General features: G+C 56.6%; 19 protein-coding genes. 6 read left to right on the forward strand and 13 right to left on the reverse strand.

Annotated elements, in window-relative coordinates; genetic code table 11:
- Positions 1 to 5: 5 nt before the first annotated feature.
- The 4 genes from CHB79_RS07315 to CHB79_RS07330 form a co-directional block, all read right to left on the reverse strand.
- Positions 6 to 3,440: an SbcC/MukB-like Walker B domain-containing protein gene (locus tag CHB79_RS07315; protein WP_089359418.1), complete on the reverse strand. Its 3,435-nt coding sequence runs from the start codon at positions 3,438 to 3,440 to the stop codon at positions 6 to 8.
- A 244-nt stretch (positions 3,441 to 3,684) separates the two neighbouring features.
- The gene (locus CHB79_RS07320) at positions 3,685 to 4,380 is read right to left on the reverse strand and encodes a ZIP family metal transporter (RefSeq protein WP_089359419.1); all 696 of its coding nucleotides are present in this window, start codon (positions 4,378 to 4,380) and stop codon (positions 3,685 to 3,687) included.
- A gap of 74 nt (positions 4,381 to 4,454) precedes the next feature.
- Positions 4,455 to 5,669: an exonuclease subunit SbcD gene (gene sbcD / locus CHB79_RS07325; RefSeq protein WP_089359420.1), complete on the reverse strand. Its 1,215-nt coding sequence runs from the start codon at positions 5,667 to 5,669 to the stop codon at positions 4,455 to 4,457.
- 2 nt (positions 5,670 to 5,671) lie between these two features.
- Positions 5,672 to 6,094 (reverse strand): Lrp/AsnC family transcriptional regulator, encoded by a 423-nt coding sequence (locus CHB79_RS07330; RefSeq protein WP_089359936.1) that lies wholly within the window; start codon positions 6,092 to 6,094, stop codon positions 5,672 to 5,674.
- Between the two features lie 183 nt (positions 6,095 to 6,277).
- Between CHB79_RS07330 and yjeH the strand changes: the two genes are divergently transcribed.
- Complete coding sequence (yjeH, locus tag CHB79_RS07335) at positions 6,278 to 7,552, forward strand: L-methionine/branched-chain amino acid transporter (RefSeq protein ID WP_089359421.1); 1,275 nt, start codon at positions 6,278 to 6,280, stop codon at positions 7,550 to 7,552.
- Positions 7,553 to 7,616: 64 nt separating this feature from the next.
- Here yjeH and CHB79_RS07340 read toward each other — a convergent pair whose 3' ends face one another.
- On the reverse strand, positions 7,617 to 7,904 hold the full coding sequence (locus CHB79_RS07340) for an encapsulin-associated ferritin-like protein (protein ID WP_010486623.1): 288 nt from the start codon (positions 7,902 to 7,904) through the stop codon (positions 7,617 to 7,619).
- Between the two features lie 239 nt (positions 7,905 to 8,143).
- On the opposite strand from CHB79_RS07340, the gene CHB79_RS07345 reads away from it, so the two are divergent.
- Together CHB79_RS07345 and yejK are read left to right on the forward strand one after the other, a co-directional pair.
- Positions 8,144 to 9,487: a TAXI family TRAP transporter solute-binding subunit gene (locus CHB79_RS07345; protein WP_089359422.1), complete on the forward strand. Its 1,344-nt coding sequence runs from the start codon at positions 8,144 to 8,146 to the stop codon at positions 9,485 to 9,487.
- 84 nt (positions 9,488 to 9,571) lie between these two features.
- Entirely contained in the window at positions 9,572 to 10,573 is a 1,002-nt protein-coding gene (yejK, locus tag CHB79_RS07350; RefSeq protein WP_010486620.1) for a nucleoid-associated protein YejK, read from the forward strand.
- Positions 10,574 to 10,639: 66 nt separating this feature from the next.
- Here the strand turns inward: yejK and CHB79_RS07355 are convergent, their stop codons facing one another.
- The 8 genes from CHB79_RS07355 to CHB79_RS07390 all read right to left on the reverse strand — a co-directional run bounded on the left by CHB79_RS07355 (position 10,640) and on the right by CHB79_RS07390 (position 17,948).
- Complete coding sequence (locus CHB79_RS07355; RefSeq protein ID WP_010486617.1) at positions 10,640 to 11,575, reverse strand: glutathione S-transferase family protein; 936 nt, start codon at positions 11,573 to 11,575, stop codon at positions 10,640 to 10,642.
- A gap of 378 nt (positions 11,576 to 11,953) precedes the next feature.
- Positions 11,954 to 12,256, reverse strand: coding sequence for a GIY-YIG nuclease family protein (locus CHB79_RS07360; RefSeq protein WP_010486616.1), 303 nt, complete (start codon positions 12,254 to 12,256; stop codon positions 11,954 to 11,956).
- Between the two features lie 3 nt (positions 12,257 to 12,259).
- On the reverse strand, positions 12,260 to 12,970 hold the full coding sequence (gene pcsA, locus CHB79_RS07365) for a phosphatidylcholine synthase (protein WP_029529482.1): 711 nt from the start codon (positions 12,968 to 12,970) through the stop codon (positions 12,260 to 12,262).
- A gap of 152 nt (positions 12,971 to 13,122) precedes the next feature.
- Complete coding sequence (locus CHB79_RS07370) at positions 13,123 to 13,596, reverse strand: nuclear transport factor 2 family protein (protein WP_010486612.1); 474 nt, start codon at positions 13,594 to 13,596, stop codon at positions 13,123 to 13,125.
- Between the two features lie 158 nt (positions 13,597 to 13,754).
- Complete coding sequence (locus tag CHB79_RS07375; protein WP_010486610.1) at positions 13,755 to 14,519, reverse strand: amino acid ABC transporter ATP-binding protein; 765 nt, start codon at positions 14,517 to 14,519, stop codon at positions 13,755 to 13,757.
- An 11-nt stretch (positions 14,520 to 14,530) separates the two neighbouring features.
- The gene (locus CHB79_RS07380; protein ID WP_089359423.1) at positions 14,531 to 15,628 is read right to left on the reverse strand and encodes an amino acid ABC transporter permease; all 1,098 of its coding nucleotides are present in this window, start codon (positions 15,626 to 15,628) and stop codon (positions 14,531 to 14,533) included.
- 9 nt (positions 15,629 to 15,637) lie between these two features.
- A complete protein-coding gene (locus CHB79_RS07385) occupies positions 15,638 to 16,822 on the reverse strand; it encodes an amino acid ABC transporter permease (RefSeq protein ID WP_089359424.1) in 1,185 nt (394 codons plus the stop codon).
- A gap of 97 nt (positions 16,823 to 16,919) precedes the next feature.
- The gene (locus CHB79_RS07390; protein WP_010486606.1) at positions 16,920 to 17,948 is read right to left on the reverse strand and encodes an amino acid ABC transporter substrate-binding protein; all 1,029 of its coding nucleotides are present in this window, start codon (positions 17,946 to 17,948) and stop codon (positions 16,920 to 16,922) included.
- 486 nt (positions 17,949 to 18,434) lie between these two features.
- On the opposite strand from CHB79_RS07390, the gene CHB79_RS07395 reads away from it, so the two are divergent.
- From CHB79_RS07395 to rhlB, 3 genes are all read left to right on the forward strand, one after another.
- Positions 18,435 to 19,103, forward strand: a complete 669-nt coding sequence (locus CHB79_RS07395) for an alpha/beta hydrolase (RefSeq protein WP_010486604.1) — start codon at positions 18,435 to 18,437, stop codon at positions 19,101 to 19,103.
- A gap of 238 nt (positions 19,104 to 19,341) precedes the next feature.
- Positions 19,342 to 20,280, forward strand: a complete 939-nt coding sequence (locus CHB79_RS07400; protein ID WP_089359937.1) for a GGDEF domain-containing protein — start codon at positions 19,342 to 19,344, stop codon at positions 20,278 to 20,280.
- Between the two features lie 333 nt (positions 20,281 to 20,613).
- Complete coding sequence (gene rhlB / locus CHB79_RS07405) at positions 20,614 to 22,068, forward strand: ATP-dependent RNA helicase RhlB (RefSeq protein ID WP_089359938.1); 1,455 nt, start codon at positions 20,614 to 20,616, stop codon at positions 22,066 to 22,068.
- Positions 22,069 to 22,175: the final 107 nt, after the last annotated feature.

Genomic DNA, 22,175 nt, shown 5'->3' on the forward strand with positions numbered 1-22,175 from the left:
TTTATCTAGACAGCAAAGCACTTGTCCAAGGTGCTGTGTCCCATGCCGACCCCCTTGTGCACTTTCAACTGCACAGGAATGCGCTCCTTGAGCGCCTCGACATGGCTGATCACGCCAATCATCTTGCCGCTGGCATTGAGGTTGTCCAGCGCATCAAGCGCGACCTCCAGCGTTTCGCCGTCGAGTGTGCCAAAGCCCTCATCGAGAAACAGCGAGTCGATGCTGGTCTTGTGACTGACCAGGTCGGACAACGCCAGCGCCAGCGCCAGGCTGACCAGAAAACTCTCGCCGCCGGATAAGGTCTTGGTATCGCGCGCGACATCGGCCTGCCAGGTATCAATGACCTCAAGCTCCAACTCGCCCTGAGTCTTACGCCCCAACTGATAACGCCCGTGCAGGCGATCAAGCTGTTGGTTGGCCAAATAGACCAGATGATCAAGCGTCAGGCCCTGGGCAAACTTGCGGAATTTGGCGCCGTCGGCCGAGCCAATCAGGCTGTTGAGTTGCTGCCATAAGTCGAAATCGGCCTGCTGCGCACTGATCTGTGCGAACAGCTCTTGCTGGCTTTCACGGCGAGCATCGTCGCCTTGGAGCTGGGCACGAATCTCGCCCCGACGCTCGGTCAGGGCCTTGAGCTCACCATTGACTCTTTGCAGATCGATCAACAACTGCTCATCAGCGATCTCACTGAACAGTGTTGCCTGTTCGGTGGCTTGCAGCCTGCTCAAACGCTGCTCACAATCCTGCTCCAGCGCCTGCGCAGCAGTAATGTCGTGGGTCAGGCGCTGCAATAACTCGCGTAATGCTTGGCGTTTTTCATCATCGAGCACAGCAGCCAAGAACTCAGCCTCGTCAGCAAAGGGGCTGGCCGTCAGCGCAGCCTGCCAGGCCTGATTGTGCTGCAGTTGCTCCTGCTGCTCATCCTCGATTCGCTTGAGCACGGTTTGTAGCTGACCCTGTAGCTGATCGCGCTGCTGCTGGGCGGGTTGCCAGGCATTGTGCAAGCTGCGCAGCTGTTCTTGCGGTTGGGCAACGGGTGAGACCTCTGCACGATCATCTTCGCCTTGCTCGGCCCAGCGTTGTTGCCAGGTCTGCGCTTGTTCGCGGGCCTGCTTGAGCTGATGATGCTGCTCGTTTATCTGGCTAATGAGTTGCTGGTTCAGCTCTTGATCACCACGCCAATCCAGCCAGGCCTGCTGCTGTTCTTGCAGCCAGCGTTGTGGGTCCTCGGGCAAGGTCAAGCCTAATACCTGCAAGCTGCTGCGCAGCTCGGCCAGACGCTTTGTATGTTCGGACTCGAGCTTTTGCAGCGTGCTAACACTGTCTTGCTGACGTTGCTGTTGATGGTTTTGCTGGGCCAGCAGCGTCTGGACCTGTGCAACACATTGGTTGACCTCGCGCTCAGCCTGCATCAACTGCTGAGCGCTATGCTGCGCAGCTTGCTTGAGTTGGTCGAGCTGGGCCAAACGCTGCTGTTGCTGCATCACTTGCTGATTATTCAACTGCTGCGCGGCAAGCACTTCACCGGCGTCGCCAAGTGCCTGGCCAAGCAGTTCGCAGCCTTGTTGCCAACGCTGATCACACTCGGCGATGGCTTGTTCAGCCGTGCCAATTTGCCCCTGTATTTGTTCGATTCGAGCCTTGGTCACTTCGAGCTTGGCACTCAAGGCTTCCCCTTTGGTGCGCACCTCATCTTGCTCAAGTTGCTTGGCCTGCAGTGCCTGTTCGGTTTCTGACAGGTTCAGCGCCTGGTATTCAGCAATCGCCGGGTGGCTGAGCGAGCCGCATAACGGGCATGCTTCGCCGGGCTGCAAGGCCGCTCGATAGTGCTCCAGCTGTTGAATGCGCTGCTCCTGCTCAAGCAGCTTTTGCTTATCGCTGATCTGCTGTTTGAGATCGACAAACTGAGTGCGCAGCACATCACGCCGCCGGTTCTGCTCCACCAGCTCTTGTTGCTGGGCGACGAGCTGTTCCTGTGCCTGGCGACGTTGCTCGACATACTTGTGGCGCAGGCTTGCCAATGCTTCGAGCTGCTCAAGTTGTCTGGCTTGATCCGCCAGTTGTTGCGATTGCTCACGCAACGCACTATCTGTCTGCCCGGCCAAAAGCGTATCGAGCTGTTGTTGCGCCAGCCTGGCGACTTGCTCTGCCTCGGCCAGGGATGCCTGGGCTGAGCTGAGCGCTGTCTGTCGCTGCTCCAACTCGCTGCTTAGCTGGCTCAACTGCTGGCTAATCTGCAATTGCCTGGATTGCTCTGCGCCCTGCTCTTGCTGGCCTTGTTGCAGCGCTGCAAACTGCTGTTGCCAGGCATTGAGGTGCTCGCCCAACTGCGCACGCTGTGGCTGCGTGGCCAAACGCTGGGTAACTCGATCGGCACGTTGCTGCAAGGTATTCAGGGCCTGCTGCTCAATGTCCAGCAGTTGTTGGCTCAACCCGTGCCCCTGCCATGCCTGCTGGGAAATCGACTGCAGCACGCCAGCGTGCTCTTGGCCTAGTTGCCGGGCCAGTTGCTGGCTGGCATGCAATCGCTGGCTGACCTGCTGTTGCGCCAGATAAAGCGGCTGCAATTGAGCAGCTGGCTCGCTTGCGGTGAGTCGCTGCAACTGTGGCTGGGCATCGATCAGCGCTTGTTGGGCAGCACCCGCTTGCTGTTTGGCACGTTGTAATTGTCCCTGCGCATTGAGCCTGGCTTCGCGCCATTGCTGCTGCGCCTGCAACCCCTGTTGCTCAGTCGCCAGGCGCTGCTCATCAAGGGTCAAGCGTGCAACCTCTTCGGCTAACACTGCGCGTTGATCAGGGCTGAGCAGCTCAACCCCTTCAGCCCTGGCCCGCAACTGATCTAGCACCACTTTCACTTCACGGGTTTGCTCGAATACGCGCTGTGAAATCTGCCCGTAGATGTCGGTGCCCGTAAGTTCTTCAAGCAACTCCGCTCGCTGGTTGGCATTGGCCTCAAGAAAAGCTGCAAAACCACCTTGGGCCAGCAACATCGACTTGGTGAAGCGCTCAAAGTCGAGACCGGTCAGACGCTCGGTTTCGCGCAGCTTTTCGTTGATCTTGTCGGTAATGATCTGCCCGCTGGCCATCTGCGCCAGCTCGACCTTCGGCGCCTGCAAGGCTCCATCGGCTTTATCGCGAGCCCGGCGCTGGCTCCAGAACGCCCGGTAACCGACTCCTTTAACCTCAAACTCAACCTCAGCCAAGCACTCAGCGGCATGCCGGGTCATCAACTCATTACTGCTGGCAGACACCGTATTCATCCGCGGCGTGCGGTGATACAACGCCAAGCAGATAGCATCGAGCAAGGTGGTTTTACCCGCGCCAGTCGGTCCGGTAATCGCAAAAAGACCATTGTCCTTGAAAGGCTCAGCAGTGAAATCAACCTTCCACTCGCCCTTGAGGGAGTTGAGATTCTTGAGGCGCAGGCTAAGGATTTTCATGCAAGGGTCGCAGTCTGTAATAAGCGGCTATTCTGGCATTTTCGCAGGGTGTTTGCAGGGACATGCCCGGCTATTTGCTCTTCGATAAGGCTGCGCCTTGGCAGACGGTTGTGTAAGCCAGGGTGGCCAAGCTTGGTGTTGTCGCACCCTACTTACTCAGGCCTCCACACTCCGCGTCAGGGGGTTGGCATAAGGCTTTGTTTAAAACCGGCGCTCTTAACTTGTGCTTCCTCTAGAGCTACACCTACCCCAACTGGTCTAGAAACAGGGCCAAGACCAAGCCAATGGTGGTGGCTATTCCAGCCCAGTAGGCATCTTCTTTAAATGCCTTGGGAAATACCTCGGTTGCCAACGAAGCGACAACTGCACCGCCGGCAAAACACTTGATGAGGGCCAGAATGCTTTCGGGTACGTCGGTCATCAGCAGATTGCCGGCCAGGGCCGCAATGGAAAGTATGACTGCGGTTGCGGCCCACAAACCAAAGACCTTGGCTTTCGAGTGTCCGGACTTGGCCATTTCCTTGGCCCCGCCTGCCGCTTCGGGCAGGTTGGAGAGGAATATGGAGCCGGCCAGCGCGGCGACCTGCATCGGGCCACTGCCGATCAAAGCTACGCCCAGGGCCAGGTTCTCGGGGATACCATCGAGGGTGATTGCAGCTAGAAGCCCACCGCCGCTGTCTGAACCCCATTTCTTTTTCACCAGATAGGCCAACCCGGTAAAGACCCCCGCGCCTAGAAGGACAAAGGCAAAAACCGCCCAAAGCGAAGCTTTTTCGGTGGCAGGCTGGATCAGTTCCAATACCGCCGAAATAATCAGCGCGCCGCCCGCAACCGCAACGATAAAGCCTTCGAGCGCTTTTGAAAGCCTTCCGTAGATTCCCCACGCAGCGCCGAGCAGCAAGGCTCCTGAAACAGCAAGGATGACGATGATGGTTAGCATAGGCCGGGGGGCTCACTCTGAGTAATAAAGGTCTGACAGCTTCTTACTGCAGACCTCTACAACAACCAGCCGTTCTATTTCCCCTGCAATTGCTCCAGGGTTTGACGATACAACTCGGTCAACCTGAGCTGCTCTGACTTGTCCAATGTCTCGCTGCCCAGGCGCTGGGCGAAGACCTGCTCCGGACTGAGTTCATCGAGGGTCTCCTTGGACTCGCTGAATAAACTGGCAGTGGTAGCGCCGCGTTCACGGCGGATGCGCAGCACCTCAACCGGCAAGCCCTCACAAAGCGTAGCGATCCGCGTTTGCAGGTCGCTCAGGTAGTCATCGGTGCTGACCTGGATCTCCAGCCAAACAGGGCGCTCGCTGGAGCCTTGCTTTGCCGCATCGATAATGGCTGCTTGCAGCTCCTTGAGCGATCCTCGCAGCGACAACAATGGCTGTACGCGAGGCACCGCCAGCGCCGTGACCTGCTGTAGGCCGTTGCCATCAAGCTCGACCAGCAGAACTTCCTTTTGTTGCCGGGCTTCATCGAAGCTCAACGCAATTGGCGAGCCGCAATAGCGGATATGCTCAAGCCCGGCGACTTTCTGCGGCCGGTGGATGTGCCCAAGGGCGATGTAGTCTGCCGCTGGAAACGCATTGGTTGGAAATGCCTCAAGCGCACCTACGTATATCTCACGCACCGACTCGCTGGCGCTGGCGCCGACCGTGGTCAAGTGACCCGTGGCAATAATGGGCACCTTGGCGCCCAGTTCTGCCTGCCTGGCCTGAGCCAAATCAAACAGCGCCTGGTAATGAGCGGCAATAGCCTGTTGCAGCGACAACTGCTTTTCAGCGGCACTTTGCCCTGCCTGGCTTTGCTGCACATCTCGCGGACGGATAAACGGGATTCCACAAAGCAGCGCGCCTGGCGTGCCATCGCGCTGGTTCAGCACCAGCAGTTGATCGGCGATGTTTGTGCACACACCGGGAATGACCCTTGTATCGAGCTGCTCGAGCAAGGTTTTGCTCTCACCCAGCATCGCCACTGAATCATGGTTACCGCCCAGCACCACCAACTGGCAGCGGGTGCTGCGCAACTCGACGATAAAGCGGTTGTATTGCTCGCGGGCGTAACTCGGCGGCGCCCCGGTATCAAAGATGTCACCGGCGATAATCAGCGCATCGACCTGATGCTCCTGCACTTGCTCTATCAACCAGGAGCAAAACTGCTGATGCTCAAACTGGCGGGTCTTGCCCATGAAGTGCTGGCCAAGGTGCCAGTCGGATGTGTGCAAAATACGCATGCTCAGCTCATCACCCAGTCTTTGACTATTACGTGGGTTTTAACTTTTTGCATGCCTGGGTAGTTTTCGATTTCACCGCGTATTTCGCTGAATCGCTCCATGCTCGGTGCTTCGATATACACCAGCATGTCGGTTTCCCCGCTGATACCACTGCATCGGCGCACTTCACTGAAGACGCGCATGCGCTCAGCGTAGTTCACGCAACGCCCGCCGCTGTAGAACAGCTCGAGATAGGCCTTGACCGCCACGGCGCTCGGTTCGGCCAAGCGTGCGTGATAGCCGAGGATAGTGCCGTTGTTTTCGAGTTGGCGGATACGTTCACTCACCGCTGAGCGCGAAAGGTTTATCTCCCGCGCTATCTGGCTGACGGATAAACGCGCATCTGCGCGCAACAGCGAAATGATCTGTTGATCAAATTTGTCCACTTCAAACATCCCAGGCATACAGGTTGACGACTATTTCCGCCACTTTGACGGCAACTACCGCCATTTCGAGCGAAGCTTAACGCGGCCCGCCAATTTATTATTAAGGCGCCTCCAAGCGGCTCTAGACAGCACCTGTTAGCATGCCGCGCCAGCGCCCGATGATTCGCCACCAGAGCATAACGCATGAGCCGCCTAAACCAAGAACTAAGCCTGCTACAAGGTATCGGATTACTCAGTACGTCACTGCTGGGAACGGGAATATTCATTATCCCTGCGCTGGCCGCGACCAGTGCCGGGCAGGCATCGCTTTGGGCATGGTTGATACTGATTGTGCTGGTTTTACCGGTGGCCTTTACCTTCGCCCAGCTCGGGCGTCACTTCCCCCATGCAGGCGGTGCGCCGCACTTGATTGGCCGGGCATTTGGTGCGCGCATGGAGCGCGTCAGTGCCTTGCTGTTCCTGGCGGTTTTACCCGTGGGCTTGCCGGCCGCACTGAATATTGCCAGCGGCTTCTGGCAAGCATTGTTCGACCTTGATAGCAGCCAGTTGTTGATGGTCCAGCTCGGCACGCTAGGCCTGATCCTGCTGCTCGGCCAACGCCCGGCAAAAGCCTCGGGCATGATCCAAAGCCTGATCGCCATGGCCATTATCCTGACCATTGGCTATATCTGGTGGGCCGGCGACTTGCCGCGCAGCAGCCAGCCGCTGCTGCCACAAAACAGCGACTGGAGCTTGATACCCGTCGCGCTTGGCGTGATGTTCTGGTGCTTTGTCGGCATCGAGGCCTTTACCCACATGGGGGAAGAATTCAAGAACCCGCAGCGCGACTTTCCAATCGCCCTGCTGCTTGGGGTCTTGCTGGCGGGGCTGATCTATTGGGCCTGCTCGGTCGCGGTGCTGAGCTTCGAGGTGTATGGCAACGTCAATACCGATGCCAGCTCACTGCCTCGCATGCTTGATCTACTGGCAGGTGACAAGGCCCGCTGGATCAGCGCCATCATCGGTTACCTGGCCTGTTTCGCCTCGATGAATGTCTATATCCAGGGTTTTTCACGGCTGATCTGGAGCCTGGCTGACGAGCAAAAACTGCCGGCCGGTCTGGCCCAGCGCAATAGCCACGGCGTACCCAGTCGTGCCTTGCTCTTGGTGGTCCTGGTCTGCGCCATTTGCGCTACGTTGGCATGGAGCCTGTCAATTTCGATAGACCAGCTTATCCGCTACGCCAACGGTAACTTTATCCTTATCTACCTGTTGAGCATGGCGGCAGGCTGGCTGTTGCTCAAGGGCATCTGGCGTTGGCTCGCAGGCTTCAGCGCAGTACTTTGCACAATAGTGCTGGCGTTTCTCGGCATCGATGCCGGCTACGCGGTCGGCTTGCTGGCCATGCTGCTGGTGATAGACAAACTAAACAGCTGGCGGCTTGGACTGGCTGCAAAAAAAGCCATGATTCACCCATGACAGAGGCTGGCTGATCCACCAAGGTCGCCACCATGACGGCCTTGGCGTGAAGACTCAGACGGGCTTATTTATGAGCGATGGTCTTAGTGGTGAACAGGTAATCCTTGAGCTCATCATTGAGCACGGGGTCGCGGCGCCGGATCCATTCAAGCACCATGGCCGCATGCTCCTTTTCTTCGTCACGGTTATGAATCAGGATGGCCCTGAGTTCATCATCCTTGCAGGCATCGACCCGCTGGTTGTACCAGTCAACCGCTTCAAGCTCCTCCATCAGTGAAGTAATCGCACGATGCATATCGCGGGTTTCATCGGACAGTTCGCCGATGGGCTCGTGATAACCTTCATTCGACATATTCATCTCCAGATCAGGCACCGAATCCACGGTGTTCATAGGGCACGTTGTAGCTGTGCTTGCAATAAGCACAGCCACACGCGCTTTTACCTTATAGCAGTTTCCCGCCTTATGCTCGGCCTCAACCACCGCAACAGCCGTTATTCAGAACAGCGCATTTGCTAAATTCACCCACTCATATTTAGCCCTGAGCGCCGCTAGGCTCTATCCTGATAGAGGATCTTTTATAAGGACGCACCATGCCCCGCTTTTTGAATGACCTGAAAATAATGATTTTGGCCAATTTCTGGGTGGTGCCGGTATTGGGGCTATTGGTCGGGGCGGTGTTTTACTTCGTGTCCCCACCGCCGCCGCTAAGCGCGACCATGGCCACAGGCGCCGAAGGCGGGGCTTACCGGATATTTGCCGAGCGCCTCAAGGATGAGCTGGCAAAAGAAGGCTTTGAACTGAAGCTAATGCCCAGCAACGGCTCGCGGGATAATATCGAAAAGCTACTGGATGAAGACTCAGGCGTACAGATCGCGCTGGTGCAAAGTGGTCTGGAACGACAACTTGCGCCTGAACAACGCGAGCAACTGCAAACGCTGGGCGCGGTTTATCACGAACCGCTTTGGTTGTTTTATCGCAGTGACATCAATCTTGATCGTATCGCAGACCTGCTACCTCTGCGCCTGGCGCTTGGCAGCCAGGGCAGCGGTACGCAAGCGGCGACCGAGGCGATCCTTACAGCCAACGCCATCCGCCCTGAGCAGTATCCCCAGACCTGGCAAAACATCAGTGGCAGCAAAGCCGCAGAAGCGCTGCTTGATGATGATCTGGATGCCGTCTTCTTGGTTGGCCCGGCAGAAAACGATAACGTGCAAAAGCTGGCGGCGGCCCCAGATATTGCCCTTGCCAACTTTCGCCGGGCTGATGCCTATGAAGCGCGCCTGCCCTTCTTCAACCGCCTGACCGTGGGCGAAGGCCTGCTCAACCTGGCCAATAACGCGCCATCACGCGAAGTGGTAACCCTGTCGCCAGTTGCGACATTGGTGGTCAATGATGACTTCAACCCAGGCTTGGTTGCCTTGTTTCTCGAGGCCAGCCGCGAAGTGATGAAAAGCGGGACCTTGCTGGATAAGGCCGGCCAATTCCCGAGCGCTGAGCCACAGACATTCAAACTTTCCAGCGATGCTGAACATTACTACAAAAACGGTTTGCCACTGCTGCAACGCTATTTACCCTTCCGCGTCGCCTCGCTGGCTGATCGCTATATTATCCTGCTGATTCCATTGCTGGTCGTGCTCTTTCCGTTGTTCAAGGCAGTGGGCCCGCTTTACCGCTGGCGAATCCGGGCACGGATCTACCGCTGGTACAAATACCTGCGTGAAATCGACCGACAGTTGGATAAAGGCAGTTTGCCTGAGCATTTGGACGCCGAAATCGAGCGCCTTGATCAACTGCAGGACGAGCTGGCCAGCGTTGATGTACCGCTGTCTTACTCCAACGAACTCTATGACCTGCACGTACATCTGCGCTATGTAATCGAGCGCCTGCAAACCCTGCAAAAGCGTCGCCAGCAGAGCGAGGAGTCAGCCGGTTAATCAGGTAAACTACCGTTCATTCGCGAGGGCTGCTGGCCAGGTCACAGCCCCGCTACCCCGTATTTGATTTTCAAGAGAATACTCATGCCGATCCGCCATAGCATCGTCCACCTGATCGACAAAAAACCTGATGGCACGCCCGCCATTCTCCATGCCCGTGAAACCGAGCTGGGCGCCTCGCAAGCGATCGAGAATATGCTGGCCGATCTCAACGACAGCTATAACGCCAAGCAAGGCAAGGCCTGGGGTTTTTTCCACGAGGAGTCCGGAGCGTTTCCCTTCAGCGGTTGGCTCAAGGAATACCTGGACGACAGCCAGGACTTCACCGGCTTTACCCGCAAGGCGGTCGAGCACCTGCAAAAACTGATGGAAGAATCAAACCTGTCAGTCGGTGGCCACGTATTGTTCGCCCATTACCAGCAAGGCATGACCGACTACCTGGCCATTGCCCTGCTCCACCACAGTGAAGGCGTTGCGGTAAATGACGAGCTGGATGTCACGCCAGCCAAGCACCTTGACCTTGGGCAACTGCATCTGGCCGCACGGATCAACATCTCCGAATGGCGCAACAACGCCAACTCCAAGCAATACATCTCGTTTATCAAAGGCAAGAATGGCAAGAAGGTTTCGGAGTACTTCCGTGACTTTATTGGCTGCCAGGAAGGGGTCGATTCACCCAGCGAAACGCGCACGCTGCTCAAGGCTTTCAGCGATTTCGTCGAAAGCGAGGATCTGCCAGAGGAGCAGGCGCGTTCAAAGACCGATACCCTGGTTGATTATGCTACCAGCCAGGCCAAGATCGGCGAACCCATGACCCTTGAAGCGCTGTCCGGCCTGATCGATGAAGAGCGTCCCAAAGCCTTCTATGACCACATTCGCAATAAGGACTACGGCCTGTCACCTGAAATTCCGGCAGACAAACGCACCCTCAGCCAATTCCGGCGTTTTACCGGCCGCGCTGAAGGCTTGTCGATCAGCTTCGAGGCGCACCTGCTGGGCTCGAAGGTTGAATATAACGAGGAGCAGGACACGCTGATTATCCGCAACCTGCCGACCCAGCTGACCGATCAGCTCAAGCGCCGGTAGGGTTCGAAAATGGCGGACAGAAAAGCGTTGTCCGCCCTACCTCCAAGTACGCCAAGCTTGTCCTGGTTATGCAGCGTTGATCTTGAACCCCAGGCGCGGAAAGTGAACGTGAACAGTGCCCGCACGCGGGTCTTCGCGGCGCAGGATCAGTTCTTCACGGCCACAGAACAGCAGTTCACCTTCGACAGGATCAACCCCGTAGTCAACGGCGCTGATGCTAACCTGCTGGCCCGGCTTGAAGCCGTTTGGATCAACAAAGTCTTCATCCGGCAGCGCAGCTGGGGTCGCATCGCGAGCGACGCTAATCGCATCTTCGCTCTTCATTTCGCTCAACGAGCCATGGCCCATGCCAAGTACACGGCCCAGCCATGCGGCGACGTCCGGGTAATCATCCACCAGGGGCGAGGTCACGGGCGTGCCACGCAAGAACCACAGAGGATGCGCCATCGAGAAGTCTGCGATACAGGCTTCGCCGAACAGGAAATCCCCCTCGCTACTCGCCAACTGCTGCTGCAAACGCTGCATCAGTGCAGGCCACTGGTGAGCGGCCTGCTGGGCTGGCAAGCGCGTAGCCAGGCCACCATCAAACAGGGTCGAGCGGTCGGCCACAAATGCCTTGAGAAATTCGGGTGGCAGCTTGCCGAAACGCGCGGCAATCGACTCGGGCTGGAACACCAGGCTCACGGCATGCAGGAACACCACGGAGTCAGCCCACTGGGCAAAACTGCTGGCAGTGAATTCTGCCCCTTGCGGGAATAACGCAGGCGTGGCCTTTTCAGCCTCGAGACGACGCGCGATAAGCGCCGTGTCGCAATAAATATCAGCACCAACCTGTAGCACCGGCGTCTTGCGATAACCGCCAGTCAGCGCGGTCAAATCAGGTTTCGGCATAATCGGAGGTATCATCACCGAACGCCAGGAGAGCTGCTTGAAGCCCAGCATCAAGCGCGCTTTTTCGGCGAATGGCGATGTAGGGTAGTGGTGCAGGATCAACTCGTGCATGGTGGTCTCCGCTGAGGAATTTCTGAAAAACGACTGCGTTCGATACTACTGGGACAGCCCATGCCGCGTTAAAAAATGGCTCACAGCCTTTAGGCTGAACGCATTTTAGTGGAAGTCCTTGCTGCGACTCCAAATGGGCGAGCAAGGCGAAACAAATACTCATTTAGACCACTAGAGCCGAGCGCGAACTCGGTCGCTTTTTCGCATTTTTTACTCGCTGGCGCTCGCCCATCGGGCCGCCTTAGGCTGCTACTCCCGTTGGCCGTTGCGCATGCCCCGATCATCGCTCGCGATCTTTTCAGAAGATTCCTGATTATTGGTAGACCACTAGCTTACGCGCCGAACGCCCAGGCGCCTAATACCCAGGCCACAACTCGCTTAAGTTGATAGCACAGCATCAGCCAAGGCGATAACGGCCTGATGGCCTTTGACCAGGCTTTCCTTGGCCGCCTTGTTGAGTTTTTTTATCGCCCGTTCGCGGCGCAAAGCCTCGCCCTTGTCGGCGCAAGCCTCGGTATAGACCAATGCTTGAGCCGGGCTGGAAAAGAAAAAGCGCGCGCCTTTGCCACTTTGGTGTTTGGCAAAACGTCGCTGGGGGTCATCACTGATACCACAATACAGGGCGCCGTTCTGCGCCCTGACCAGATACACCGACCAGGTTTTATCAGGCACTGCGGTCATCTGTCAGCGCAACCACTCACGTAAGGTGCGCCAAACGCAAACCGCCACGAAATACACCGAAGACACTGCCCATAACGCCATCAACCAGGCCGGCGCCTGTGGATACTGCAGTATCAGCAGCAAGCAACAGAGCATCCAGATCAGGGTCATGGTGATATTGACTGGCATGAACTCCTTGACCCGGAACGGGTGCAGGAACTTCATGGTGCTCAGGGTCAGTGCCGAAAGCACAAGGATGCAGGCTACGCTCATCCAAGGCGTGACATCGAGTAGATACAAATACACGATAACCACGTTCCACGCCGCCGGGAAGCCAACAAAGTAATTGTCCTGGCTCTTCATGTTGACGTTGCAGAAACAGAATAATGACGACAGCAGGATCAAGCCGACAGCCAGCAGCGGGGTGTACTCAGGCAAGGGGACGAAGCGATAGATGAAAATCGCCGGGATAAACACATAGGTCAGGTAATCGACGACCAGGTCGAGAGTCGTGCCATCAAACTGCGGCAGCACGGTTTTAACGTCGTACTTGCGCGCCAAAGTGCCGTCGAGGCCATCAACCAGCAGCGCCAGCCCAAGCCAGAGCAACGAGGCCCGGGGATTACCATCAAGCACAGCGAGCAGGGCTAACAGTGCCAGGATCACACCGCTGGCGGTCATTGCATGAACACCCCAAGCCTTGGCCTGAGCCAGTCGCAACAGCAATCCTTGCATGGTCGGTTCTCTCAGTGGCGCGGTTTTATTCATGGCAGTAAGTTTCTCACAGCGTGGTGGCCTGTCAGTTCAGGCCAATGCATATCAGACCGAAAACCTGTCCATTATGTTCCACTTTATCCCCTGGCCGCATAAAACTTCAGGTTGCGCCGTTATGTCCGCGCGGCCTGAAACTGCGCCAGCCCCTTGGCTGCCTGGCCACGAATAGCCTTGTGCACCAGGGGTGTCCAGCCCAGTAGTCGCCCCTTGAGGCCCAAGGCCTGGGCAGCCCAGCGCCAAAGGTCAAACTGGTCACGATGTTCGACTATCTTGCCATCGGCGAACTTGAAATGGGCGTTGATACGATTGACCACGGTGTTACCCGTCGGGCTGAACACATAGGTTGCCACCCACTGCGCACTGCCCCGCTGTTCGTCGGCCTGGATATTATCGAAGCTCAAGCTGAAGTCCGTGGCGCGCTGAGTCAGCATGCGCCACATATCAACGGCATCTTCGCCGCGCAAATCGGGAAATACCGGGTCGCTAAAGCGCACATCACTTGCGTAGCAATTCGCCATGGCTTCGGCATCGAGTTGCTGGAAAGCAGTATAAAAATCTTGAATGAGTCGGCCGTTGGCAGGGTTCATTGGGTAATTGTCTCCATGATTCTTATTAGACTAGCCCGAAGTCCGTATTAATGCCCATGGGCAGATTGAGCAGTAGCGATGTATAAATCCTTGCCTCGACTGGCCGCGCGCCCCACAAAAAAGGGAGCCATAAGGCTCCCTTGTCAAGGCACTGACGATCAGTGCAGGATCTGGCTGAGGAACAACTGGGTCCGCTCGTTCTCCGGGTTGGTGAAGAACTTGTCGGGTTCAGCCTGTTCGACGATCTCACCCTTGTCCATAAAGATCACACGGTTGGCCACCGTACGCGCGAAACCCATTTCGTGGGTCACGCAGAGCATGGTCATGCCGTCTTCGGCGAGGCCGATCATGGTGTCCAATACTTCCTTGACCATTTCCGGATCAAGGGCCGAGGTAGGTTCGTCGAACAGCATGATTTTTGGCTTCATGCACAAGGCACGGGCAATGGCCACACGCTGCTGCTGGCCGCCCGACAACTGTCCGGGAAACTTATTTGCCTGCTCCGGAATGCGTACACGCTCTAGATAGTGCATGGCGATTTCCTCTGCCTGACGCTTGGGCATCTTGCGAACCCACATCGGCGCCAGGGTGCAGTTCTGCAGCACGGTCAGGTGCGGAAACAGGTTGAAGTGCTGGAACACCATGCCCACTTCGCGGCGAACCGCTTCAATCTGCTTGAGATCATGGGTCAACTCGGTGCCATCAACGACGATACGCCCTTGCTGGTGTTCTTCCAGGCGGTTCAGGCAACGAATGGTCGTCGACTTGCCCGAGCCAGAAGGCCCGCACAGGACGATACGCTCGCCCGACTTGACATCGAGGTTGATGTCTTTGAGCACATGGAATTGGCCATACCATTTATGTACGCCCTGCATCTGGATCATGCTTTCCACAGCTTCAGGCTTTTTAATTGCTTCACTCATCTGACTCGCTCCTAACGCTTGTGGCCAGTGTCCAACTTGCGCTCCAGATGCATGGAGTAGCGGGACATACCAAAACAGAAAATCCAGTAAACCAGAGCTGCAAACACGTAGCCCTCTGTCGACATACCAAGCCATGCCGGGTCTGTGGTCGCTTGCTTGATGCTGTTGAGCAGGTCAAACAGGCCAATGATGATGACCAGGCTGGTGTCCTTGAACAGGGCGATAAAGGTGTTGACGATACCGGGAATGACCATCTTCAGCGCTTGCGGCAGAATCACCAGGCCCATCATGCGCCAATATCCCAGCCCCATCGCCGCAGCCGCTTCGTATTGCCCCTTTGGAATGGCCTGCAGGCCGCCCCGCACCACTTCCGCGATGTAGGCCGACTGGAACAGGATCACCCCGATCAAGGCACGCATCAGCTTGTCGAAGCTCATGCCTTCGGGCAGGAACAACGGCAACATGACCGAGGACATAAACAGCACGGTGATCAAGGGCACGCCGCGCCAGAACTCGATGAAGGTCACGCAGATAACCCGGATGGCCGGCATTTCCGAACGACGTCCAAGCGCCAGCAGGATCCCCAGCGGCAAAGCGCCAGCAATCCCCACGGATGCAATCACCAAGGTCAGCATCAAACCGCCCCAGCGGCTGGTGGGCACGGTTTCCAAACCGAAGTGACCGCCATGCAACAGCACGTAGGCCAGGATTGGATAGACCACCAGGAAGCCCAGGCCATACATGGCCTTGCGCGGCATTTGCGGTACGAACAAGGGGGCTGCGCCGATAATCGCCGCCCACAGCGTCAAGTCAACGCGCCAACGCAGTTCGGTTGGGTAGAAGCCATACATGAATTGGCCAAAACGCTGCTGGATAAACACCCAACAAGCGCCATCGCTGGTGCAGTCGGCGCGGGTTGTACCGACCCAGTCAGCACTGAAGAACGCCCAATCTAGCAATGGCGGGATCATCAGCCAGATCAAGTACACCGCAACAATGGTCAACAGGGTATTGGGTACGCTGGAGAACAGGTTGCTGCGCAGCCAGCCAAGCGCGCCGACGCTCAGGCGTGGAGGTGGTAAATCAGGTTTGAAGGTATGAGTTTGCATGGCTGCTCCTTACCGCTCGATCAGCGCAATGCGCTTGTTGTACCAGTTCATGAACAGCGAAATGCTGATGCTGATCGCCAAGTACACGCTCATGGTGATGGCGATGACCTCAATAGCCTGCCCTGTCTGATTCAGGACCGTACCGGCAAACAGCGAGACCATGTCCGGATAGCCGATACCGGCTGCCAGGGACGAGTTCTTCGCAAGGTTGAGGTACTGACTGGTCAGCGGCGGAATGATCACCCGCAGCGACTGCGGAATAACCACCAGGCGCAGGATCTTCCCGGCTGGCAATCCCAGCGAGCGAGCCGCTTCGGTCTGCCCATGGTTTACCGCCTGGATGCCCGAACGGACGATTTCAGCAATAAAGGCCGCGGTGTAGATCGTCAGTGCCAGGGTCAAGGCAATCAGCTCGGGAATCATTACCCAGCCGCCACGGAAGTTGAAACCCTTGAGTTCCGGGATCTGCCACGACAATGGGTTACCCCACAACACGATGGTCAAGCCCGGGATCACCAGCAGCATTGCCAGCGAGGTCAACAGCAGTGGAAACGGCTGACCGGTTTTCTCAAACCGTGCACGCCCCCAGCGAACCATGAAGACGATCGCCACAATGGTCAGGACCAAGGCAATCAGGAAGGGGGTAAATGCATCCGTTGCCGAAGGCGAAGGCAGGTACAGGCCCCGGTTGTTGATAAAGAACATGCTGCCAAATTCAAGGCTCTGCTTCGGGCTCGGCATGGCCAGCATGACCGCGAAGTACCAGAAGAAAATCTGCAGCAGTGGTGGGATATTACGGAAAGTCTCGATATAGATGGTCGCCAGCTTGTTGACCAGCCAGTTGGGCGACAGCCGGGCGATACCCAGGATAAAGCCAAGCAAGGTTGCACCGACGATACCAATGCCCGATACCAGCAGGGTATTGAGCAAGCCGATGACAAAGACCCGGCCGTACGAATCGCTTTCCGTATATTCGATCAGGTGTTGGGCGATACCAAAGCCGGCGCTGTTGTTGAGGAACGAAAAGCCGGAGGTAATACCGCGTTTATCCAGATTGGTCTGGGTGTTGTCAAACAAGAACCAGCCGAGCGCCACGACAGCGATAACGGCAAGAATTTGGAATATCCACGCACGCACCTTGGGGTCAGTCCAGACGGAGCCCTTGGGGTGAGAGGCATTTGCACTAGTTTGCATATAAGCCCTCTTGGAACACCCACACCCGCATCAGCGGGCATGGGGTTCACATCATCAGAACCATGCCCACATCCAGAACAGATGTGGGCACTGACGGTCAGCGCACTGGTGGTGCGTACTGGAGACCACCTTTGTTCCACAGGGCGTTGAGGCCGCGCTCGATCTTCAGATCGCTACCGGCACCGACGTTACGGTCAAAGCTTTCACCGTAGTTACCCACTTGCTTGACGATCTGCACTGCCCAGTCTTTCGGCAGTTTCAGGTCTTTACCAAACTCACCCTCGGCACCCAGCAGACGAGCGATGTCCGGGTTCTTGGTGGATTTAGCCATTTCTTCTACGTTTTTCGAAGTGATGCCCAGCTCTTCGGCGTTAACCATGGCGAACAGTGACCAACGCACGATGTCGAACCACTCTTCGTCACCCTGGCGAACCACAGGACCCAAAGGCTCTTTGGAGATGACTTCCGGAAGCACTACATACTCATCCGGAGCGGCCAGCTTGATACGCTGTGCGTACAGCTGCGACTGGTCAGAGGTCAGCACGTCGCAACGGCCAGCTTCAACCGACTTGGCGCTTTCGTCAGAAGTATCGTAAGTGATTGGGGTGTACTTCATGCCGTTGGCACGGAAGTAGTCGGACAGGTTCAGCTCAGTGGTGGTACCGGCCTGGATACAAACGGTTGCACCATCGAGTTCCTTGGCGCTGGAAACGCCCAGTTTCTTGTTAACCAGGAAACCCTGGCCGTCATAGTAGTTGACGCCAGCGAAGTTCAGGCCCAGGCCTGCGTCACGAGAGCTGGTCCAGGTGGTGTTACGCGAAAGCACATCAACCTCGCCGGATTGCAGCGCAGTGAAGCGCTCTTTAGCAGTCAGTGGGCTGTATTTGACTTTGGTTGCGTCACCGAAAACAGCTGCAGCAACTGCACGGCAGACGTCAACGTCGAGGCCCAGGTAGTTACCCTTGGCATCTGCGTACGAGAAGCCAGGCAAGCCGTCACTGATACCGCACTGTACAAACCCCTTTTTTTGTACAGCATCCAGCGTTGCGCCCGCTTGAGCAAAGCCACTGACACCGAGAACAGTCGCGGTAGTCAGAATAGCCAGAGTGGATTTCACCATCTTCATTAAAAACCTCCAGTTGCTTTTGTTGTGTTGGAGTCTCAGCCCTACCACCGTACCCTTGTGGGGTGAGTCAATTACGTTGGCAGCGACGCAATTAACCACGGATTGAGCATTAGCGCGAGTTATGTTGCCGTTTTTTCAATCGGCTTTGAACTTGCGCACGTTGATCGATAGATCGAACGTGAGACGGATAGCAATTTGCTCATCACCAAAAAAACTGCTTCTGGCGAACCTTTTGGAAACCCGGATCAAATTGGCTTCCCGTCTGTTCTGCATCCGGCAACAATACCTAAAAGTGTTACTGCCACCGGACAACATCCCCAGTCCGGTTGGATGTAGCAAACCTCGTACCAGCACCGTGCCACTAGCACGATAAAGGCAGGTCAATAGCAAAACTTGCAACCTTGCGACATCTAATTCAGAGAATAGCCACTATCTAAAGTTTAGCTCGCACCAATTTAGAGCCTAAGCACCACCATGGAGCCAAACATGAGCGAACCCTTGATTCTTCAGCCCACACACGCACCGGATTCGTGCGTAATCTGGTTGCACGGTTTGGGCGCAGATCGCTACGACTTCCTGCCTGTCGCCGAAGCATTGCAACAGGTTCTACCCACGACTCGCTTCGTGCTTCCCCAGGCACCAACGCGAGCCGTGACTATTAACGGCGGCTTCGAAATGCCCAGTTGGTATGACATTTTGGCAATGAGCCCGGCCCGAGCGATCAACCGCGAGCAACTGGAAGCCTCGGCACAACAGGTCATAACCTTGATAGAAGCGGCCCGTGACAGTGGAATTGACCCCAAGCGGATATTCCTGGCCGGTTTTTCACAGGGTGGCGCAGTGGTTTACCACGCCGCCTTTATGCGTTGGGCCGGGCCACTCGGCGGGGTGCTGGCGCTCTCGACCTATGCTCCCGGCTTTGCTGAAGACCTCGACCTTGAGCAAGATAAACAGCAATTGCCGGTTTATTGCCAACACGGCAGCCACGATGATGTGGTGCTGCCAAGCATGGGGCGCGCAGCCTATGACTGGCTGAAAAGCAGAGGATGCGACCCAAAATGGCAGGAATACCCAATGGCACACGAAGTGCTGCCTCAGCAAATCCATGACATAGCTAGCTGGCTGAGCGCGCAATTGGGCAACCGGGCGCCCTAGAGCGCGGCCCCGTCAATATTCCGCTTAGCCTGAGTTCGGCAATCGCCAGCCGGCCCGTATAGCCATTCAGTGAGTGCGCGCCCAGCCCTTTGCTGGCGCAGCATGCCGCTGGTCGGCTGGCAAGGTACATCAGGCGTTCTTGGCTAATCTGTCCATAGCAATGACAAGATCGACTCATCACGCGGGGAGCGCTAGGGATGTGTTGGGTTATATGGGCCTGCGCCTACAGGTGGCCCCAGTGAAACCAGCTCACTGGCAAGCCGAGACGCAGCATCTGGATAAGCTGCGCCTGTTCGACAAGGTGGCGCTAAGCAATATCGAGCAATTGCTTAAAGAGTTCCTGGCCTACGACATCGATGCCGGAGAAATCCTGCTGTCGCCGACAACCCGCAACCAATATCTATATGTGCTCGTCAGCGGCCAGCTCGAAGTCTACCTGGGCTCACTCGAAAACCAGCCAGTGAGCACTTTATATGTCGGCGACTGTGCTGGCGAAATCAGCTTCATTGACAACGACCACCCCTGTGCATTCGTAATGGCCAGCCAGCCCAGCCGGGTGCTACGACTGCATCGCGCTTCACTGGTCAATTTATTCCAGCACTCCCCCCAGCTCATGCAGAACCTGCTTGAACTACTGTGCCAGCGGGTTCGCCAGGGCAACCGCACCATCCTCAGCAGTGAACAACACGCCAATATCGACACCCTTACCGGCACCTTCAACCGCCGCTGGCTGGAGCATGTGTTTGAACGAGAAGCCACGCGCTGTGCCTTCAATGAGCAACCTTTCAGCTTGCTGATGCTCGATGTTGATCACTTCAAGGACTACAACGACCAACATGGTCACCTGGCGGGGGACTATGCACTACGCATGGTCGCGCAGACACTGACCGACCAACTGCGAAACAAGGACAGCCTGGTTCGCTATGGCGGCGAAGAGTTCGTCATTTTATTGCCTGAAATGGGTATCGACGAAGCACTGCGCATCGCTGAACGCCTGCGTTTGAGCTTGCAGGCTGTCTCGATCTTTTATTCCCCCATGGGCCCGCTGCCCGGCGTTACCGTATCCATAGGCTTGTCATCAATGTGCAGCCAGGACACCTTGCAAAGCATGCTCACCCGGGCCGACAGCGCGCTCTATAAGGCCAAGCAGCAAGGCCGCAACTGCCTGCGCCACTAAGGCATGGCTTAAAAACGACTGCGCTCGATATTGCTGGGGCAGCCCTCGCTGGGGCAGTCCTTACTGGAGCCGCCCTTGCTGCGACCCCAAAGGGGTGAGCAAAGCAAATCAAATGCTCATTGAGACCAACTAAGTCGAGCGCGACCCCGGTCGCTTTTTCGCATTTATTGCCCTGCCCTATCTTCGCTCGCTCCCCTTATTAGGAGTATCCCTAAAGCCAATCCGCCCATGAATAGGCGGCTTGCCAACAGCAAACGGCTGTGGCACTTCGCCGCGCCGTGTTCTTGCTTTACACTGGCGCAGTTCACTCCTTAACCAATTGACGAGATGACCGTGCTCAAAGCACTAAAGAAAATGTTCGGCAAAGCCGACGGCGAGCAGCCAAGCCCAGTAAACCAGCCAGCTGCGCCACTTGATACTGCACCAGTCAACACCGGCCGCAACAGCAAAGCACGCGATAAAAACCGTGACTCAAGCAAAGCAAAGGCTGACGCAACTGGTGCGAAGCCAGCCCGCAATGACGCCTCTAAAGCGACAAGGCCACGCCGCGAGCGAGCCGCCAAACCGGTTGATAACTGGAAACTCAGCGATTTCGTGGTTGAGCCCGCTGAAGGCAAAACACGCTTTCACGATTTCAACCTCACCCCAGGCCTGATGCATGCCATTCACGACCTTGGGTTTCCGTACTGCACGCCAATCCAGGCTGGGGTTCTGGGTTATACCCTGAGCGGCCAGGATGCTATCGGTCGCGCCCAGACCGGTACAGGTAAAACCGCAGCATTCCTGATCTCGATCATCACCCAGCTGCAGCAGACCCCTCCGCCGAAAGAGCGCTACATGGGCGAGCCACGCGCGCTGATCATCGCTCCAACCCGCGAGCTGGTCGTGCAGATCGCCAAGGATGCCCAGGACCTGACTAAATACTGTGACCTCAATGTCATGAGTTTTGTCGGCGGCATGGATTTCGATAAACAACTGAAACTGCTGGAGTCGCGCTACTGCGACATCCTCGTGGCAACGCCTGGGCGCCTGCTTGATTTCAATCAGCGCGGCGAAGTTCACCTCGACATGGTTGAAGTGATGGTGCTCGATGAAGCCGACCGCATGCTCGACATGGGCTTTATCCCACAGGTTCGGCAAATCATTCGCCAGACCCCGATGAAAGGCGAGCGGCAAACCCTGCTGTTCTCGGCAACCTTCACTGAAGATGTCATGAACCTGGCCAAGCAATGGACCACCAATCCGGCGATTGTCGAGATCGAGCCGGAAAGCGTGGCCAGTGATACGGTCGAGCAACACGTTTATGCCGTTGCCGGCAGCGATAAATACAAGTTGCTGTACAACCTGATCGCGCAGAACGACTGGATTCGGGTGATGGTCTTCGCTAACCGCAAGGACGAGGTACGGCGAATTGAAGAGCGCCTGACGCGCGACGGCATCAGTGCCGCGCAAATGTCGGGAGACGTACCGCAGCACAAGCGGATCAAGGTGCTTGAAGGCTTCCGTGAAGGCAAAATCCGCGTTCTGGTGGCAACCGATGTGGCTGGCCGCGGTATTCACGTTGACGCCATCAGCCACGTGATCAACTTCACCTTGCCCGAAGACCCGGACGATTATGTTCACCGCATCGGCCGAACAGGCCGTGCTGGCACCAATGGCACTTCGATCAGCTTTGCCGGCGAAGATGACGCCTACGCGCTGCCGCCAATCGAGCAACTACTGGGTCGCAAGATTTCTTGTGAAATGCCACCCGATGAACTGCTCAAGCCGGTGCCCCGCAAAGGTTAGGCCGCACAGTTGAAACAGGCGAAGCCCAACAGCTTCGCCTTTTTTGTGCCTGCAACAAACCCAGCGTTGTCATACAAACTGTAGGGCGGGTGACGCTTTTACCGCCC

The organism is Pseudomonas segetis, assembly GCF_900188155.1.
Classification (GTDB): Bacteria; Pseudomonadota; Gammaproteobacteria; order Pseudomonadales; family Pseudomonadaceae; genus Aquipseudomonas; species Aquipseudomonas segetis.